17 protein-coding genes are annotated in these 16,687 nt (G+C 73.0%); 8 read left to right on the top strand and 9 right to left on the bottom strand.

The features are described from left to right. Positions 1–96: 96 nt before the first annotated feature. The 4 genes from DCI01S_RS04050 to DCI01S_RS04035 form a co-directional block, all read right to left on the bottom strand. Positions 97–777 carry a Maf family protein gene (locus DCI01S_RS04050; protein ID WP_061228058.1) on the bottom strand — a complete coding sequence of 227 codons (681 nt, stop codon included), beginning with the start codon at positions 775–777 and terminating at the stop codon, positions 97–99. Positions 778–862: 85 nt separating this feature from the next. Next, the gene (locus tag DCI01S_RS04045) at positions 863–1,165 is read right to left on the bottom strand and encodes a cupin domain-containing protein (RefSeq protein ID WP_244881640.1); all 303 of its coding nucleotides are present in this window, start codon (positions 1,163–1,165) and stop codon (positions 863–865) included. Positions 1,166–1,360: 195 nt separating this feature from the next. Beyond that, the gene (locus tag DCI01S_RS04040) at positions 1,361–1,606 is read right to left on the bottom strand and encodes an acyl-CoA carboxylase subunit epsilon (RefSeq protein ID WP_061228057.1); all 246 of its coding nucleotides are present in this window, start codon (positions 1,604–1,606) and stop codon (positions 1,361–1,363) included. Further along, complete coding sequence (locus DCI01S_RS04035; RefSeq protein ID WP_043567136.1) at positions 1,603–3,252, bottom strand: acyl-CoA carboxylase subunit beta; 1,650 nt, start codon at positions 3,250–3,252, stop codon at positions 1,603–1,605. The genes DCI01S_RS04040 and DCI01S_RS04035 overlap by 4 nt, the downstream gene beginning before the upstream one ends. 109 nt (positions 3,253–3,361) lie before the next feature. Here DCI01S_RS04035 and DCI01S_RS04030 point away from each other — a divergent pair, with 109 nt between their 5' ends. From DCI01S_RS04030 to DCI01S_RS04010, 5 genes are all read left to right on the top strand, one after another. Beyond that, the gene (locus DCI01S_RS04030; RefSeq protein ID WP_061228056.1) at positions 3,362–4,240 is read left to right on the top strand and encodes a biotin--[acetyl-CoA-carboxylase] ligase; all 879 of its coding nucleotides are present in this window, start codon (positions 3,362–3,364) and stop codon (positions 4,238–4,240) included. 3 nt (positions 4,241–4,243) lie between these two features. Then, positions 4,244–4,807 (top strand): PH domain-containing protein, encoded by a 564-nt coding sequence (locus tag DCI01S_RS04025; RefSeq protein ID WP_061228055.1) that lies wholly within the window; start codon positions 4,244–4,246, stop codon positions 4,805–4,807. Between the two features lie 20 nt (positions 4,808–4,827). Next, positions 4,828–6,114, top strand: a complete 1,287-nt coding sequence (locus tag DCI01S_RS04020; RefSeq protein WP_061228054.1) for a 5-(carboxyamino)imidazole ribonucleotide synthase — start codon at positions 4,828–4,830, stop codon at positions 6,112–6,114. Between the two features lie 116 nt (positions 6,115–6,230). Further along, a complete protein-coding gene (purE, locus tag DCI01S_RS04015; protein ID WP_007628915.1) occupies positions 6,231–6,743 on the top strand; it encodes a 5-(carboxyamino)imidazole ribonucleotide mutase in 513 nt (170 codons plus the stop codon). Positions 6,744–6,958: 215 nt separating this feature from the next. Then, a complete protein-coding gene (locus DCI01S_RS04010; RefSeq protein WP_007628917.1) occupies positions 6,959–8,128 on the top strand; it encodes an acyl-CoA dehydrogenase family protein in 1,170 nt (389 codons plus the stop codon). 201 nt (positions 8,129–8,329) lie between these two features. Here DCI01S_RS04010 and DCI01S_RS04005 read toward each other — a convergent pair whose 3' ends face one another. Together DCI01S_RS04005 and DCI01S_RS04000 are read right to left on the bottom strand one after the other, a co-directional pair. Then, a complete protein-coding gene (locus DCI01S_RS04005; protein ID WP_061228053.1) occupies positions 8,330–9,016 on the bottom strand; it encodes a TIGR03089 family protein in 687 nt (228 codons plus the stop codon). A gap of 67 nt (positions 9,017–9,083) precedes the next feature. After that, on the bottom strand, positions 9,084–10,574 hold the full coding sequence (locus DCI01S_RS04000) for an LCP family protein (protein ID WP_174521518.1): 1,491 nt from the start codon (positions 10,572–10,574) through the stop codon (positions 9,084–9,086). Positions 10,575–10,768: 194 nt separating this feature from the next. On the opposite strand from DCI01S_RS04000, the gene DCI01S_RS03995 reads away from it, so the two are divergent. Next, positions 10,769–11,668: a glycosyltransferase family 2 protein gene (locus DCI01S_RS03995; protein ID WP_061228051.1), complete on the top strand. Its 900-nt coding sequence runs from the start codon at positions 10,769–10,771 to the stop codon at positions 11,666–11,668. A 99-nt stretch (positions 11,669–11,767) separates the two neighbouring features. Beyond that, positions 11,768–12,883, top strand: coding sequence for a mannose-1-phosphate guanylyltransferase ManB (gene manB, locus DCI01S_RS03990; protein WP_371412117.1), 1,116 nt, complete (start codon positions 11,768–11,770; stop codon positions 12,881–12,883). Here manB and DCI01S_RS03985 read toward each other — a convergent pair. Together DCI01S_RS03985 and cofD are read right to left on the bottom strand one after the other, a co-directional pair. Continuing rightward, on the bottom strand, positions 12,865–14,289 hold the full coding sequence (locus DCI01S_RS03985) for a coenzyme F420-0:L-glutamate ligase (RefSeq protein WP_061228050.1): 1,425 nt from the start codon (positions 14,287–14,289) through the stop codon (positions 12,865–12,867). The two genes, manB and DCI01S_RS03985, sit on opposite strands and share 19 nt — an antisense overlap. Further along, positions 14,286–15,347, bottom strand: coding sequence for a 2-phospho-L-lactate transferase (gene cofD, locus DCI01S_RS03980; RefSeq protein ID WP_061228049.1), 1,062 nt, complete (start codon positions 15,345–15,347; stop codon positions 14,286–14,288). Before cofD ends, DCI01S_RS03985 begins: the two co-directional genes overlap by 4 nt. A gap of 341 nt (positions 15,348–15,688) precedes the next feature. On the opposite strand from cofD, the gene DCI01S_RS03975 reads away from it, so the two are divergent. Next, complete coding sequence (locus DCI01S_RS03975) at positions 15,689–16,000, top strand: WhiB family transcriptional regulator (protein WP_061228048.1); 312 nt, start codon at positions 15,689–15,691, stop codon at positions 15,998–16,000. A 70-nt stretch (positions 16,001–16,070) separates the two neighbouring features. Here DCI01S_RS03975 and DCI01S_RS03970 read toward each other — a convergent pair whose 3' ends face one another. After that, positions 16,071–16,574: a metallopeptidase family protein gene (locus DCI01S_RS03970; RefSeq protein WP_061228101.1), complete on the bottom strand. Its 504-nt coding sequence runs from the start codon at positions 16,572–16,574 to the stop codon at positions 16,071–16,073. Positions 16,575–16,687 lie beyond the last annotated feature (113 nt).

Raw genomic sequence — 16,687 nt, 5'->3', positions numbered from 1 at the left:
ATGTGTGGTGTTGGGGTCGGCGGTCCGACCGCCGGGGGCGGACCCCGATGGCCCGTGGCCGGGGTGACCTGCAGGTTCCGAACGGGGGTGGCGGGGTCAGCCGCGCAGCTCGGGGCGCCAGACGCGGTGCGCGTTGATCCCCGCGGCCTCCAGCAGGCGGCGCAGCAGCGGCAGGCTGAGGCCGATCACGCTCGACGGGTCGCCCTCGATCCGGTCGATGAACCAGCCGCCGAGCGACTCGATCGTGAACGCGCCCGCGCATTCCAGGGGCTCGCCGGTGCGCAGGTACACGTCGAGGTCGGCGTCGGACGGGGCGCCGAAGTGCACCGTGGTGTCGGAGGTGTCCGAGTCGGAGAAGGTCACGGCGTAAGGGGCGTCGTCGGCGAGGTCGGCGACGATGAGCGCATGCCCGGTGAGCAGGACGCCGTGGCGACCGCGCATCTTGTGCCACCGCTCGAGCGCGCGCTCGTAGGTGTGCGGTTTGCCCTCGAGGCGACCGTCGACCAGCAGCATGGAGTCGCACCCCACGACGATCAGGGTGTCCGCCCCCGCCGACCGCGCCTCCTCTGCGAGCTGCGCGCCCTCGCGGTGCAGGACATCCTCCGCCTTCGCGCGGGCCAGCTCCTCGACGACCCGCACGTGCGGTGTCCCCGTGGGCAGTGCAGCCTGGAGCGCGTCCTCGTCGACCTCCGGGTGCCGGACGAGCGGGTCGACACCGGCCTGCTCGAGGATGTGGAGACGGGACGGGGAGGCGGAGGCGAGGACGAACGCGATCATGGGCTAGAGCGTAGCCACGTGCTCACGAGCGCGGCAGCAGCATGGTGACGGTCAGCGTGGTGGGCTCGAGGGCGCGGACCCTGTGTCAGAGCTTGGCGGTGAGGTGCACGATCTCGCCGGGGCGCAGGTCGAGGGTGCGGTCCGGCAACCCGAACTCGACGCGGCCGCGCAGCAGCTGCACGAGGATCGGGTGGAAGGCGGCGTGATCCGCTAGTTCCTGACCCTCGGCGAACTCGAACGCCACGACCTTGGTCGTCTCGTCCTGGTGGATGACGGTGGCGCCGGGACGGTCCGCCGACGGTTCGGCGCGTCCGATGATCCCCGTGTGATGGGTGGCGGTGCCCTCGTCGGTGCCCGCGCGCCTGCCGTGCTCGCGGTCCTCGGACATGCGACCCCCTCCTCGCGCACCGGCACGCCCACCGGCCGGGCGGCGCCTTCTGCCAGCCTACCGGCGTGGTCGCCGACGACGGCCGCCCCCGCCGCTGCACTCCCGCGCGCGCGTCGGTGCGGGCGGGAGTGCAGGAGCGGGGGCGGCGGTACGGAGCGACGGCGGGCCCGGCGCGTGGTGCGCCGGGCCGACCGGTCAGTACTGGCGGCGGTTGAGGAACGAGTTGGGGTTGTAGCCGAACGGCGGCCGGAGCCGGTCCTCGAAGGCGCCCCAGTCGTTCTTGATCCCGGTGTCGTGCCCGCCGTGGGCGGCGTTGCCCTGGGCGGTTGCGAAGACCGCCGCCAGGATGCCCACCTCGGTGGCCGTTGGGTTACCCCCTTCGACCTCGAAGAACGGCTTCTCGGGCTTGTCGGCCCCGTCCTGTTGCTTCTCGGCGGTCACAGCGGGATGTTCCCGTGCTTCTTGGCGGGCACCTCGACTACCTTGCGGTCGAGCAGACGCAGGGCCTGGGCGACCTGCAGGCGGGTGTGCGACGGCGGGATCACCGCGTCGACGTAGCCGCGCTCGGCGGCGACGTACGGGTTGACGAGGGTGTCCTCGTACTCGGCCTGCAGCTTCAGGCGCAGGGCGTCGACGTCCTCGCCGTTGGCCGCGGCCTGCTTGAGCTCGTTGCGGTAGACGAACCCGACCGCGCCCGAGGCGCCCATGACGGCGATCTCGGCGGTCGGCCACGCCAGGTTGATGTCCGCGCCCATGTGCTTGGACCCCATCACGTCGTACGCTCCGCCGTAGGCCTTGCGGGTGATGACGGTGACCTTGCCGACGGTGGCCTCACCGTAGGCGTAGAGGAGCTTGGCGCCGCGGCGGATGATGCCGTCGAACTCCTGACCGGTGCCGGGCAGGAAGCCCGGGACGTCGACCAGGGTGAGGATCGGGATGTTGAACGCGTCGCAGGTGCGGACGAAGCGCGCGGCCTTCTCGGAGGCCTTGATGTCCAGGCAGCCGGCGAACTGGGTCGGCTGGTTGGCCACTACGCCGACGCTGCGGCCCTCGATGCGGCCGTAGCCGACGATGATGTTCATCGCGTACTGGCCCTGGACCTCCAGGAACTCGCCGTCGTCGACGATGTGCGAGATGACCTCGTGCATGTCGTACGGGCTGTTCGAGGAGTCCGGGATGATCGTGTCGAGCTCGTGGTCCTCGAGCGTGAGGTTGTCCTCGATCGCGCCCTCGGCCACGGGGTAGGGGAGCCGCGGGGCCTCGGCCCGGTTGTTGCTCGGCAGGTAGGACAGCAGGTCCTTGACGAAGTCGAGGGCGTCCTGCTCGTCGCTGGCCGTGTAGTGGGAGACGCCGGACTTGGTCATGTGGGTGGTGGCGCCGCCGAGCTCCTCCTGCGACACCTCCTCGCCGGTGACGGTCTTGATGACGTCGGGGCCGGTGACGAACATCTGCGAGGTCTTGTCGACCATCACGGTGAAGTCGGTCAGGGCGGGGGAGTACACGTGGCCGCCGGCGGACGGGCCCATGATGAGGGACACCTGCGGGATGACGCCGGAGGACAGGACGTTGCGGTGGAAGATCTCGCCGTACAGGCCGAGCGAGACGACGCCCTCCTGGATGCGGGCGCCGGCACCGTGGTTGATGCCGATCATCGGGCGGCCGGTCTTCAGGGCCAGGTCCATGACCTTGACGATCTTCTCGCCGTAGACCTCACCGAGCGACCCGCCGAAGACGGTGGCGTCCTGGGAGAACACGCAGACGCTGCGGCCGTCGATCGTGCCGTAGCCGGTGATGACGCCGTCACCGAGCGGGCGACGCTCGGCGAGGCCGAAGGTGGTGGCGCGGTGGCGGGCCAGGGCGTCGATCTCCACGAACGAACCCGGATCGAGGAGGTTCTCGATCCGTTCGCGGGCCGTCATCAGGCCCTTCTCGTGGGTCTTGTCCACCGCGGCCTGCCCCATGGGGGCCCGGGCCTCGTCGAGGCGCCGACGCAGCTCGGACAGCTTCCCGGCGGTCGTGTGGATGTCGGGGGTCGCGGCGTCCGTCTGGACGTCGGCGCTCACGTCCGGTTCTGAGGCAGTCGTCATGTTGCAAGACTCTAACTAGTCGCCGCGCCCCGTGGCGACGTGACCCGGCCGACGTCCCCCGCCAGACGGCCCGCGCCCCGTGTCGGAGCGGGCACATACCCTGGGTGTCGTGCACGCAGACACCGGTTCCGAGACCCCGCCCGCGCTGGACGGCGACGCGCTCCGTCGCGTCCTGGTGGAGGGACCGGACGCCCCCTACTCCTCGCTGGAGGTGGTCGAGGACATCGGCTCGACCAACGCGGAACTCCTCGCCCGCGCGGCCGCGGGCGCGGCGGACCGCAGTGTGCTGCTGGCCGAGCATCAGGCGTCGGGGCGTGGCCGGCTCGGCCGCGTGTGGACCGCCCCGCCCCGCACGCAGGTCGCCGTCAGCGTCCTACTGCGACCGGGTGCGGTCTCGCCGACGCTCTTCGGGTGGCTGCCGCTGGTCACCGGCCTGGCGATCCGCGACGGGCTCCGCGAGGCCGGCGGTGTGGACGCCACCTTGAAGTGGCCCAACGACGTCCTGGTCGACGGCCGGAAGATCGCCGGGATCCTCGCCGAGGTGACCACGGTCCCCGCCGGGGGCGACTACTCGGTGCGCCTGCCCGCCATCGTGGTGGGCGTCGGGATCAACGTGTCCCTCACGCAGGCGCAACTGCCCGTACCGCACGCCACCTCGCTCGCGTTGGCCGGCGGATCGGTCGACCGCGACCGCCTCGCGCGATCCGTGCTGGAGGCGCTGGCCCTTCGCCACGGCCAGTGGCGCGAGTGTGAACGCGGGAGCGGATCGACCATCTCGGACACGCTCATGACGACCTACTCCGAGGCCTGCTCCACCATCGGCGCCGACGTGAGGGTCGAGCTGCCCGGGGACATCGTGCGGACCGGGCGAGCCGACCGGGTCGACCGAGACGGCCGCCTCGTCGTCGTCGACACCGACGGCGAGTTCCCCGTGGCCGCGGGCGACGTCACCCACGTCCGCGGCGTCGGCGGTCGGTGGGGCGGCTGAGCCGTGGGTTTCGTCCGATCGGTCCTCGCGCCGGGGGAGACGCTCATCGTCCACACCCACCCGCACTGGCGCGCGCTCGTCAGACCCGCGCTCGTCACCCTCGTCGGCGCCGGGCTCGCCGGTATCGCCGGCGGCTTCATCGAGGTCCAGGTCGTCCACGCCGGGGACCGGACCGCTACCTGGGCGATGGTCGCGGTGCTGTTCTCGCTCGTCGTCCTCCGGTTCGCCCTCTGGCCGCTGATCCGCTGGGCGCGCACGGACCTCGTCGTCACCGACGAGCGCGTGCTCTATCGCCCGGCCGGCTCCAACCGGCGGTGCGTGGACGTGCCGCTGCGCCGCATCAGCGCCGTCCGCTTCCGCCACACCCTCGCCGACCGCGCCCTGGGCACGGGCTGCCTCATCCTCGAACTGGGGCACCTCCCGCCCATCGAGATCGACCACGTGCCCGACGTGGCCCGCGTCCACGCCGCCGTCTACGACGAGCTGCTCCGGCTGCCCCCGCCATCGCCGCCCGCCCCGCTGGCCGCCGCCCCGCGCTCGCGCTGGGGCCTGCCGGGGCGGCGCTGACACCCGGGCGGCGTGAGACGATGGGCGGCGTGAACGACGACTCGCGCATCCGCCGCAATCCACTCGCAGCGCCCGTCGTGGCGATGATCGGCGGCGGGCAGCTCGCCCGCATGACCCACCAGTCGGCCGTCGCCCTGGGCCAGACCCTCCGGGTCCTCGCCGCCGACCCGCTCGACCCCGCGGCCCAGGTCACGCCCGACGTCGTGATCGGCGCCCACGACGACCCCGACGCCGTCCGTGCCGCCGCCGAGGGCGCCGACGTGATGACGTTCGACCACGAGCACGTGCCCCCGCAGATCCTGCTCGACCTCGAGGCCTCGGGCGTCGCCGTCCGCCCGCGTGCCTCCGCGCTCATCCACGCCCAGGACAAACTCGTCATGCGGCGTGCCCTCGCCGAGATCGGTGCGCCGATCCCGCCGTTCACCGGCGTGGACACGGTCGAGGACGTCCGGCGCTTCCACGATGAGCAGGACGGGCGGATCGTCCTCAAGTCCGCCCGCGGCGGCTACGACGGGCGCGGCGTCTGGATGCCGGACTCGCTCGAGGAGGCCGAGCGGATCGCCTCCGAGCAGCTCGCCGCCGGGGTGCCCATGATGGCCGAGGCCCGGGTGCCGTGGACCCGGGAGCTGTCCGCCATGGTCGCGCGGTCCCCGTTCGGGCAGGGCGCCGTGTGGCCGGTCGTCGAGACCGTACAGCGCGACGGGATCTGCGCCGTGGCGATCGCTCCCGCCCCCGGACTCCCCGACGACCTGCGCTCGGCCGTCCAGGCGACCGCCCTCAAGCTCGCCGAGCACCTGGACGTCACCGGCGTCATGGCCGTCGAGCTGTTCGAGGTCGTCGGCTCGGACGGTCGCCCCGGCGTGCTGGTCAACGAGCTGGCGATGCGGCCCCACAACTCCGGGCACTGGACCATGGACGGGGCCACCACCAGCCAGTTCGAGCAGCACCTGCGTGCCGTGCTCGACTACCCGCTCGGCTCGACCGTGTCCACCGCCCCGCTCACCGTGATGGCCAACGTCCTCGGCGCGCCCGAGACGCCCGAGATGAGCATGGACGAGCGTGTCCACCACCTCGCAGCGCGGTTCCCGCACGCCAAGGTGCACCTCTACGGCAAGTCCGAGCGACACGGCCGCAAGATCGGGCACGTCAACGTGCTCGCCGACCCGGGTCTCGACCCGGACGACGCGGACCAGGTGGCCGCCGTGCGCGCGGTGGCCGAGCTGTCCGCCCACTGGCTCTCCCACGCCCGGTGGGCCGACGGCTGGGACCCTCACACGGGCGCGCCCGTCGGCGACTTCGAACGCTGAGCTCACCGCCGCGTCCGCGCGGCCGATGCTGTGCGGACACCGCGTCCATCGGACAACCCCCCGGGCGGCGGCGCCCCGGCCGCCCCCGCTGACACACCTCCACGAAAGGCGACGAGATGACCGCGCGACAGGACGGGCCGCAGGTCGGCCTCATCATGGGCAGTGACTCCGACTGGCCCACCATGGAGGCGGCGGCCGAGGCGCTCGCCGAGTTCGGGATCCCGTTCGAGGTGGGCGTCGTCTCCGCGCACCGCACCCCGCAGAAGATGCTCGACTACGCCCGGTCGGCCGCCGGTCGCGGCATCCGCGTCGTGATCGCCGGCGCGGGCGGCGCCGCGCACCTGCCGGGGATGGTCGCCTCCGCCACCGCGCTGCCCGTGATCGGAGTGCCGGTTCCGCTCAAGCATCTCGACGGGATGGACTCGTTGCTGTCGATCGTGCAGATGCCGGCGGGGGTCCCGGTGGCGACCGTGTCGATCGGGGGAGCCCGGAACGCCGGGTTGCTGGCGGTCCGGATCCTCGCCGCCTCCGACCCCGCCCTGCGTGAGCGGATGGAGGGTTTCCAGGCGGAGCTCGAGGCGATGGTCGAGCGCAAGGACGACGCGCTCCGGCAGCGTCTGCTCGGCTGACGGGCGGGAGGCATCCCGCAGGTGCGTTCCGCGATGCGGAAAGTGGGGTCGCCGATGGGGGAGGAATCCAGTTAGTCGCTGGTAACCTGAGTGGCCGGGTGCACCCCGGATCCACTCGCGAGCCGCCGCCGTCGCGCGACCGGCCCACACCGATGTCCGGACACCGGCGCCCGCCGCGTGACCAGCACTGACGATTCCCCTTTGGAGGCCCGCACATGTCCGGTAACCCTGACTTCGATCTGTACCGTCCGGCGGAGGAGCACGAGGAGCTCCGCGCCGCGATCCGCGCGCTGTCGGAGAAGGAGATCGAGCCCCACGCCGCGGATGTCGACGAGAACGAGCGGTTCCCGCAGGAGGCCCTCGACGCGCTCAACGCGTCGGGCTTCAACGCGGTCCACATCCCCGAGGAGTACGAGGGTCAGGGCGCGGATTCGGTCGCGGCCTGCATCGTGATCGAGGAGGTCGCCCGCGTCGACGCCTCGTCCTCGCTGATCCCGGCGGTCAACAAGCTCGGCACCATGGGCCTGATCCTGGCCGGTGGCGAGGAGCTCAAGCAGAAGGTGCTGCCCGAGATCGCCGCGGGGAAGATGGCCTCCTACGCCCTGTCCGAGCGCGAGGCCGGCTCGGACGCCGCGTCGATGCGCACGCGCGCCAAGGCCGACGGTGACGACTGGATCCTCAACGGCTCCAAGGCGTGGATCACCAACGGCGGCAAGTCCACCTGGTACACGGTCATGGCCGTGACCGACCCAGATAAGGGTGCCGGCGGGATCTCCGCGTTCATGGTCCACGCCGACGACGAGGGTTTCGGCGTGTCCAAGACCGAGAAGAAGCTCGGGATCAAGGGCTCGCCCACCGCGGAGCTGTACTTCGAGAACGTCCGCATCCCGGGCGACCGGATCATCGGCGAGCCGGGCACCGGGTTCAAGACCGCGCTGCAGACGCTGGACCACACCCGTCCGACGATCGGTGCGCAGGCCGTGGGCATCGCGCAGGGCGCGCTCGACGCGGCGATCGCCTACACCAAGGAGCGCCGCCAGTTCGGCAAGGCGATCTCGGATTTCCAGAACACGCAGTTCATGCTGGCCGACATGGCCATGAAGGTGCAGGCCGCGCGTCTGATGGTCTACACCGCCGCCGCCAACGCCGAGCGCGGCTCCGCCCCCGGTGGCGAGAAGCTCGGCTTCATGGCCGCCGCCTCCAAGACCTTCGCCTCGGACGTGGCGATGGAGGTCACCACCAACGCGGTGCAGCTGTTCGGCGGCGCCGGCTACACGCGTGACTTCCCCGTCGAGCGGATGATGCGCGACGCCAAGATCACCCAGATCTACGAGGGCACCAACCAGATCAACCGCATGGTCATGGCCCGCCAGCTCCTGGCCTGACCGGTCGGCTGAACCCCGCCTCGATCTGCCCCTCCGATCGCGATCGACCCCCGGAACCCCGGGGGCGGATCGCAATCGGAGGGGCAGATCGCGTTGCGGCCCGGATCGCGCCTGGTAGGCGGCGGGTGGAGTCGGGGCGGGAGGAGAACGCCCCGCCCCGCCGGCGCCGGAACGCTCCGCCGGCGCTCGGTGTCCGGTGCTCTAGGCGGTGAGCGTGGTGCGCTCGGTGTCCGCGATCCCCGCCACGGCGGGGTCGTCGGCGTCGGCGCCCGTGACGAGCACGGCCGTGCCGCCGGAGGCGAACACCCGCGCGAGGGTGGCCACGACGTCGTCGCGTTCGCGGCCGGCGACCAGCGCGCGACCGGAGAGGGCGCGGTCGGCCAGTTGGTCGAGCGGCAGGCCGTCGAGGGCGAGGTCACCGCCGCCGGAGGGGACGAACGCGTCGGGGTGGATGCGGCACGCCTCGGCGAGGTCGGTGACGCCCGGCGGCACCTCGACGCCCGCGGCGGCCAGGGGGCGGCCCATCGGGTCGGTGGTCATGAGGAGGGTCTCGACGTCGGTGGGGTGGCGGTCGAGGCGGTCGGGGACGGTGACGACGACGACGGCGTCGTCCGCGGACCCTGTGCGGACCTCGGCGCCCGCCCACCAGGTGCCCAGCAGGACACCGGCGGTGAGCCAGTGGGCGGGCAGGTCGCACACGATCACGTCACCGGGCGTCACCCCGAGTTCGTCGCGGAGCAGGCCCGCGATCTTCGCCGCCCAGTTGGCGGTCGAGGTGACCGACAGCTCGACGCGGGACGGGGCGGCCTGGTCGTAGTGGGTGACCATCGGCGCCCCGGGGTCGAGCGCGAGCAGCGGCTGGAGCACGGTGTCTGCGGCGGTGTTCACTCGGGTGGCCTCCTGGCGTCGTGGGGTGGTTCCCCCGGTGCGGCGGGCGGCGCGTCCGCCTCCGGGGTCAGTTCACGCAGGGTACGTCGGAGCCGCCGGCGTCGAAGGTCGGACGCTGCGCGATCGACGGCGGGAGCGGCGCGTACGTGGTGGTGGCGGGGGAGTAGGACTCGGTCGTGGCGGCCTCACCGGTGGGGCCGCTGTAGTCGTCCGCGAGGACCACACGCACGGTGCCGGGCGGGACCGCGGGGTCGACCTGGACCGGCAGGCCACCGAGCGCGTCGGAGACGGCGAACGCGGCGGCGTCGTCGGCAGAGCCCGCCGCCACGTGAGAGGTGTAGGCGGCGGCCGGGTCGGTGAGCAGATCACCGGTGGTGTAGCCCAGCTCGGTGAGCGCACCGGAGACGCGGGCGGCCAGCCCGTCGATCGCGGTGGTGTTGACCACCGACACGGCGACCGTCGAGGGGTCGACGCCGGGCTCGCCGGGGGCGGGCTCGCCGTCGCCGCCCTCGGCGGCGTCCGCGTCATCCTCGGTGCTGGCGAAGCCCGCGACGAACTCCGACACCTGGACGGGGTCGGCGGTGACGATGGACTCGCCCCACTCGGTGTACGAGTCGATGCTGGTGACCGGGATGGTCTCGAAGCGGACGCTGCCGCCGCTGATGTCCTTGAGCTTCATGGCGAAGTCCACGAAGTCCCAGTTCTCGTCGATCACGAACGAGCGTTTGGCGGCGTCGACCAGCGCACCGAGCTTGCCCGGATCGGTGAGGGTGCCGGCCGAGAGGATCTTCTTGACCAGCTGGGACATGAACACCTGCTGGCGGACGATGCGGTCGAGGTCGCCGGCGGGCAGGTCGTGGCGCTGGCGGACGAAGCTCAGGGCGTCCGAGCCGGAGACCGTCTGGACACCCGCGTCGAAGTTCGCGCCCGATAGCGGCTCGTCGACGGGCTCGTTGAGGCAGACGGGGACACCGCCGACCGCGTCGGTGAGCAGTACGAAACCCAGCAGCCCGATCTCCGCGTAGTGGTCGGCCTGGACGCCGGTGAGGTCCGCGACGGCGCCGATGAGCCCGTTCCGGCCAGCGTTGACGGCCGCGCGCTGGTCCTCCTCGGTGATGACGCCCTCGGGGTCCGAGGCCACGACCCGCTCGAGGTGGGCCTCCTTGTTGGCCGCGTACACACCGTTGATCTTGCTGCCGCCGACGGTGCTGGTCTCCACGTACACGTCACGCGGGATGGAGATCGCGGTGGCGGAGCTGCCGTCCTCCGGGATGCGGATGAGCAGGATCGTGTCGGTGTTCTCGCCGTCCTCCTCACCGGTGCGGATGGTGGCGAGCTCCTCCTGGCTGAGGGGGTTGCCCTGGGCGTCGGTCCGGTTGTCGGTGCCGACCAGAAGGATGTCCACCGCGCCGTCGAGGCCGCCGTCGCCCACGTCCAGGCCGCCGGCGGAGGACAGGTCCGAGCTGAGCCCGCTGACGAGCGTCCAGCCGACGCCGGTGACCAGAAGGCAGACCGCGGAGACGAGAGCGGCGAGGACGCGGCCTATACGCGAGGCCATCGGGTGGGCCGGGGTGGCGTGCCGCCTACCCCGCGCCCGGCTGTGGGCGCGACGGGGAGTCACTGGCAGCTCGGCGCTCATCCACCGTCCTTGTCCTCGATTAGGGGCCGCTCGAGGCCGCCGACGATCATCCCACGGTACCGCGCCGCGCGCCGGGCGTCGGAATCGACGGGCCGCGTCGTAGGGTGTTGCGCGTGACGACCCGACTACCCGTCGTGACGGTGACGTACTCGCCGGGCGACCACCTCCACAGCTTCGTCGAGACGCTCCCGGCGGCCACGTCCCGGCCGGTGGCGCTGGTGATGGCGGACAACGGGTCGACAGACGGGGCGCCCGAGGCCGTCGCCGCCCGGTACGACTTCGCCGAGTTCTTCCCGACCGGCGGCAACCTCGGCTACGGCACCGCGATCAACCGGGCCGTGGCCGAGATCGCCGCGCGTCCGGACGAGTTCGACCAGGAGTTCGTCCTGGTGGTCAACCCGGACGTGACGTTCGAACCCGGCTCGGTGGATGCCCTCCTCGAGGCGGCGCGGCGGTGGCCGCGCGCGGCCGCGTTCGGCCCGCGCATCTCCGAGACGGACGGGTCGGTGTACCCGTCGGCCCGCTCGGTGCCGCGGCTCGGGGCCGGTATCGGTCACGCCCTGCTCGGGCAGGTGTGGCGGGGGAACCCGTGGACCGCCCACTACCTCGACGGCGCGGACATGGAGACCGAGCGGACCGCGGGCTGGCTGTCCGGTTCGTGCCTGCTGCTGCGCCGTGAGGCCTTCGACGCGCTCGGCGGGTTCGACGAGCGCTACTTCATGTACCTGGAGGACGTGGACCTGGGCGACCGACTCGGGCGCGCCGGGTGGCAGAACGTCTACGTCCCGGACGCCGTCATCCACCACGACCGGGGCCACGCGGCGAAGGCGGTGCCCGAGTTCACCCTCCGGGCCCACCACCGCAGCGCCTATCTGTTCCAGGCGGACAGGCACCCACGGACCTGGCAGGCCCCGATACGCTGGGCGCTCAGAGCGGGCCTGGAACTGCGGTGCCGTCTCGCGATCCGGTCCGCGCGGCGTGCCACGCGCCCACCCCGCGGCCGCCACGGCTGAGCCCGCGGGGGCCCGGTCCGACCCACGACCGACATCCACCCACCGCCCCGGCGGCTCGCGAGCGCGACCGCGGGGCCCGACGACCCCAGGAGCTTCATCGTGACCTCGACGACCACCGGGAGCGCCGCGACCGGCGACGACCTGATCGCCGACACCGAGGCGGTGGTGCTGGTCGGCGGAAAGGGCACGCGGCTGCGGCCCCTGACGATCTCCGCGCCCAAGCCCATGCTCCCGACCGCGGGGCTGCCGTTCCTCACGCACCTGCTCTCGCGCATCCGCGCGGCCGGCATCCGGCGGGTCGTGCTGGGCACGTCGTTCAAGGCCGAGGTGTTCGAGGAGCACTTCGGCGATGGCTCGGATCTGGACCTCGACATCTCGTACGTGGTGGAGACCGAGCCGCTGGGCACGGGTGGCGGAATCCGCAACGTGCTGCCCGAGCTCACCGCGTCGACCGTCATGGTGTTCAACGGCGACGTGCTCGGCGGGACTGACCTGCGGGAGATCCTGGCCCTGCACCGGGCCAAGGACGCCGACCTCACCATGCACCTGGTGCGCGTGTCCGACCCGCGCGCGTTCGGGTGCGTCACGACCGACGACGACGGCCGCGTGCAGGAGTTCCTGGAGAAGACGCAGGATCCGCCGACCGACCAGATCAACGCGGGCTGCTACGTCTTCCGTCGCGAGCTCATCGAGCAGATCCCGGAGGGGCAGCCCGTCTCGGTCGAGCGGGAGACCTTCCCGCAGCTGCTCGGCGAGGGCAGGCGGGTATACGGGTTCGTCGACTCGGCGTACTGGCGCGACATGGGCACCCCGGAGGACTTCGTGCGCGGCTCGTCGGACCTCGTCCGCGGGATCGCCCCCTCGCCGGCGCTCGACGGCCACGCGGGGGAGGCCCTCGTCCACGAGGGCGCCGGGGTCGGCGCGGGCGCCGTGCTCGTCGGCGGCACGGTCGTGGGACGGGGCGCGGAGATCGGCGCGGGCGCCAGGCTGGACGGCGCCGTCGTCTTCGACGGCGCCCGGATCGAGGCGGGCGCGACGGTCGAGCGGTCGATCGTCGGCTTCGGCGCGAGGATCGGCCACCGGGCGCTCGTCCGTGACGGCGTGATCGGCGACGGCGCCGTGATCGGCGCGCGCTGCGAGCTCCTGCGCGGCGCCCGCGTGTGGCCGGGCGTCGAGATCCCCGACGGCGGGATCCGCTACTCCACGGACATGTAGGCGTCCCCGGCCGGGCGCGGCTCCCGCGGCGGAACCGGCTCGGCCGGGTAGCCCACCGCGACCGCGCCCAACGGCCGCCACGTGGACGGCAGGCCCAGTTCGCGGCGCGTGGTGTCGGCGGCGAAGATCGTCGAGCCCACCCAGCACGAGCCCAGACCACGCGCGGCCAGCGCCACGAGCAGCGACTGCACCGCCGCGCCGCCGGCCACGGTGAACATGGTCTCCTCGCAGGCGGCCCGCCGGGCGTCCGGGTAGTCGTGCGCGCCGGCGTCGTCGTCGACGAACGGCAGGATCAGTTCCGGGCAGGTGCGCAGCAGATCGCCCCGCCCGAGTCGGCGGGCCAGCACCTCGCCGGTGTGCCCGTCGGCGCGCAGGTCGCGCTCCCAGTCCGCGCGCAGGGCGCCGAGCAGCCGCGTCCGAGCCCGGCCCGAGACCCGCACGAACCGGATCGGCGTGCTGTGGTGCGGTGCGGGCGCGGTGAGCGCGTCCGCCACGGCGTCTGCCAGCACCTCGGCGTCGACGGGCTCGTCGGAGAACCGGCGGACCGAGCGGCGGGCGGGAACGGCCTCACGTCGCCCCTGCGCCACGGCCTCGGCGGTCCCCAACCGGAAGAGATCGGACTCCCCGCCCCGGACCAGGTCACGGGCCCGCCGGGGGACGTCCACCTCGTCGTCGTCCCCCTCGTCGTCCAGCAGGAGGTGTCCCACCCCGCGCACCACGGCGACGGGCCGGGCCCCGAGCTTGCCCTTGACGAGGTCGGCGGCGGAGGCGATCTCGTCGGCCACCGCGACGTCGGTGACGAGCAGCTCGTTGCCCTGGCGGTCCACGGCGCCGTCGTACCCCACCGACACCCGCAGTCCGGCGGCGCCGATGGCCATGTCGATCTGGCCGGTGCGCCAGGCCCGCCCCATCGTGTCGGTGACGACGACGGCGACGCGCGCGCCGGTGAGGCGTCGGAGTTCGCGGGCGAGCGCGGCGGCGGAGGCGTCAGGATCCTCGGGGAGCAGCGCGAGCTCGCGGGCCTCGACGTTGGAGCCGTCGACCCCGGCGGCGGCCTGGACGATCCCCAGCCGGTTCTCCGTGATGAGAGTGCGGTTGACGCGCGCGACCACGCGGACCGACTCGGCGTCCACGAGCCGCCGGCGCAGGGCGTCGCGCTCGTCCGGGTCGGTGGGGGCGGGAACGATCCGCCCCTCGGTCTTGGACAGCACCTTGGAGGTCAGCACCACCACGTCGCCGTCGGTCAGGCCGTGCGGGTCGGCGGTGAGCGCGTCGGCGAGGATGCGCGCCAGGTCGTCGCCCGGACGGAACTCGGGCAGGCCGTCCGGCGCCCACATCGTCACGTCGGAGGGCGCGGCGTGCTCGACGCTCCAGCGGCGGATCTCGGGGACGGCGCCGTCGGTCATCGGTCGCCCCGCGCGGGGACCTCGAGCCCGGCCAGCTCGATCGCGGCGGCGAGCATGTCCGCCGTGGCGTCGGGATCGGTCATGAGCAGCGGCGCCTCGCGCACGGCCACGCCGTCGACCGCGCCGGAGCCGTCGGCGGGCGCGTCGCCCGGGGCCACGAGCCAGCCGTCGAGCAGGCCGGTGCCGGAGCGGGCGCCGTAGTGGCGCGCGACCGCGGTGGCGGAGGTCTCGACGCCGATCGCGGTGAGGCACGCGTCGGCCATGCCGCGCAGCACCGCGCCGCCGATCACCGGGCTGACGCCCACGACGGGGGCCGGGGTGGAGCGCAGCGCGGCGCGCATCCCGGGCACCGCGAGGATCGCGCCGACGGAGACCACGGGGTTGGAGGGGGCGACGACGACGAGGTCGGCCGTCTCGACGGCCTCCAGCACCTCGGGTGTCGGGGAGGCGGACTCCGCGCCGATCTGGACGAAGCCGGAGGCGGTCAACTGCGCCCTGTGGCGGACCCACCACTCCTGGAAGTGGATCGCCCGCGAGCCGGTCGCGGACCCGCCCGCCTCACCCGCCCCGGCCCCGCCGTCCGCGGCCGGCGGGTCGGTCACCACGACGTGCGTCTCGCAGCGGTCGTCGGTCACGGGCAGCAGGCGCACGCCAGGGGACCAGCGGGTGCAGAGCGCCTCGGTGACGTCGGTGAGGCGGTAGCCGGCGTTCAGCATCTGGGTACGCACGAGGTGGGTGGCGAGGTCCTTGTCGCCGAGACCGAACCAGTCGGGCTGGACGCCGTACGCGGCGAGCTCGTCGCGGCAGTTCCAGGTCTCGCCGGCGTGGCCCCAGCCGCGCTCGGGATCGATGCCCCCGCCGAGGGTGTACATGCACGTGTCGAGGTCGGGACAGATGCGGACGCCGTGCATCCAGGCGTCGTCGCCCACGTTGACCACCGCGTCGATGCGGTGGGGGGAGTCGGCGCGGGCGGACCCGGAGTCCAGCCCGAGCAGTCGGCGGGCGCCGAGGAGGAAACGGGCGCCACCGACGCCGCCGGCCAGAACACAGATCTTCACGGGGACGAGAGTAGTGACGGGCCCGGGGGCCGGGGGCGCGACCCCGGTGGGCTGCGCAGGCCCGCGCGGCGACGTGTCCCACGCCACATCCGGGGCGGCGTGTCGCCGGTCATAGCCGGAGGGGGAAAATGGTAGGTTCCGTCGATTTCGCTTGACCTACGCGGCTTGCATGTGTGTAATCACAGATGTGTCATTCCCTGGTGGGTGACGGTAAACCACATTACGGACACCGGCCGGGCGCCGGGCCCACGGTGCCCTCACGGTCGAGGCCTCTCGCGATCGCGCCGGTGACGGGCACTCCATCGCGGATCTTTCGCAGACGAACAACGCAACACGAAGGGATGACCGTGGATCGACAGTCACGCACCGTCGCGGGACCCGAGCTGGCCCTGGTCGACCTCGGTGTCCCCGGTCTGCTCGTCGAGGACGAGCAGGAGAGCTGGCAGGACCGGGCTCTGTGCGCGCAGACCGATCCCGAGGCGTTCTTCCCCGAGAAGGGCGGCTCGACCCGCGAGGCCAAGAAGATCTGCACCGGGTGCGAGGTCAAGGCGGAGTGCCTCGAGTACGCGCTGGCCAACGACGAGCGGTTCGGCATCTGGGGCGGGCTGTCCGAGCGCGAGCGGCGACGCATCAAGCGCGACGCCGTCATCTGATCCCCGGGCGCCCGCGATCATCCCCTCCGCGGCCGCGCCGCGCGTCATCCGACCCGCGGCCGCGCCGCGTTCAGTCCTCCTCCGGGCCCGCCTCGACCTCGTCTGGTGAGATCTCCAGGTGCTGCGAGACCAGCTCCACGAGCACGGAGTAGATGAGATCCCGCAGATCGTCGCCCTCCGGCGCGCGCCGGGTGAGCGGCTTCCGGAACAGCACGAGCCGCGCGCGGGTCGGCTGTCCCGACCGGTCCACCCCCGCCGGCACGAGGCGGGCGAGAGGGACGTCGCCGTCGGCCACGACCTCCTCGGGCCACGTCTCCCCGGGTCGCAGGCGCATGCGGGGCACCATGTCCACGGCGAGGTCCAGGTGCTCGAGGCGCGAGTGCCAGTGCTGGTCGATCTCGGCGAACGCCTCGAGGGCGGCGGCGTCGAACTCCGCCGACCGGCTGCGCCAGCGGGGCACCTCGGGCGGCAGGATCGGCCCGCGGGGCCCGTGCACTCGGCGGTCCGCGCGACGGGACGTCACCACGCGGGGACCGCGACGCCCGGGGTCACCGGGGAAGTCGCGGACGGAGATACGGCTGCCCGCGGCGACGTCGGACTGGCCGGCGCCCGGGATCGCGGTCCCGGTGGGCGGCCGTCCGGGTACCGGGGCGGTCGGGGTCATGGCGCGAGGATAACCCCGCCGGC

Source organism: Dietzia cinnamea NBRC 102147, from assembly GCF_001571065.1.
GTDB classification, from domain to species: Bacteria; Actinomycetota; Actinomycetes; order Mycobacteriales; family Mycobacteriaceae; genus Dietzia; species Dietzia cinnamea.
Note: the sequence above shows the minus strand (reverse complement) of the source record. Positions and strands in the feature narration are given on the sequence as shown.

What these genes read in the sequence shown, in the direction of transcription:
- DCI01S_RS04050 (WP_061228058.1), bottom strand. Translation starts at nt 777, where the DNA reads ATGATCGCGTTCGTCCTCGCCTCCGCCTCCCCGTCCCGTCTCCACATC.
- DCI01S_RS04045 (WP_244881640.1), bottom strand. Translation starts at nt 1,165, where the DNA reads ATGTCCGAGGACCGCGAGCACGGCAGGCGCGCGGGCACCGACGAGGGC.
- DCI01S_RS04035 (WP_043567136.1), bottom strand. Translation starts at nt 3,252, where the DNA reads ATGACGACTGCCTCAGAACCGGACGTGAGCGCCGACGTCCAGACGGAC.
- DCI01S_RS04020 (WP_061228054.1), top strand. Translation starts at nt 4,828, where the DNA reads ATGGGCGGCGTGAACGACGACTCGCGCATCCGCCGCAATCCACTCGCA.
- purE (WP_007628915.1), top strand. Translation starts at nt 6,231, where the DNA reads ATGACCGCGCGACAGGACGGGCCGCAGGTCGGCCTCATCATGGGCAGT.
- DCI01S_RS04010 (WP_007628917.1), top strand. Translation starts at nt 6,959, where the DNA reads ATGTCCGGTAACCCTGACTTCGATCTGTACCGTCCGGCGGAGGAGCAC.
- DCI01S_RS04000 (WP_174521518.1), bottom strand. Translation starts at nt 10,574, where the DNA reads ATGGCCTCGCGTATAGGCCGCGTCCTCGCCGCTCTCGTCTCCGCGGTC.
- DCI01S_RS03985 (WP_061228050.1), bottom strand. Translation starts at nt 14,289, where the DNA reads ATGACCGACGGCGCCGTCCCCGAGATCCGCCGCTGGAGCGTCGAGCAC.
- DCI01S_RS03975 (WP_061228048.1), top strand. Translation starts at nt 15,689, where the DNA reads ATGACCGTGGATCGACAGTCACGCACCGTCGCGGGACCCGAGCTGGCC.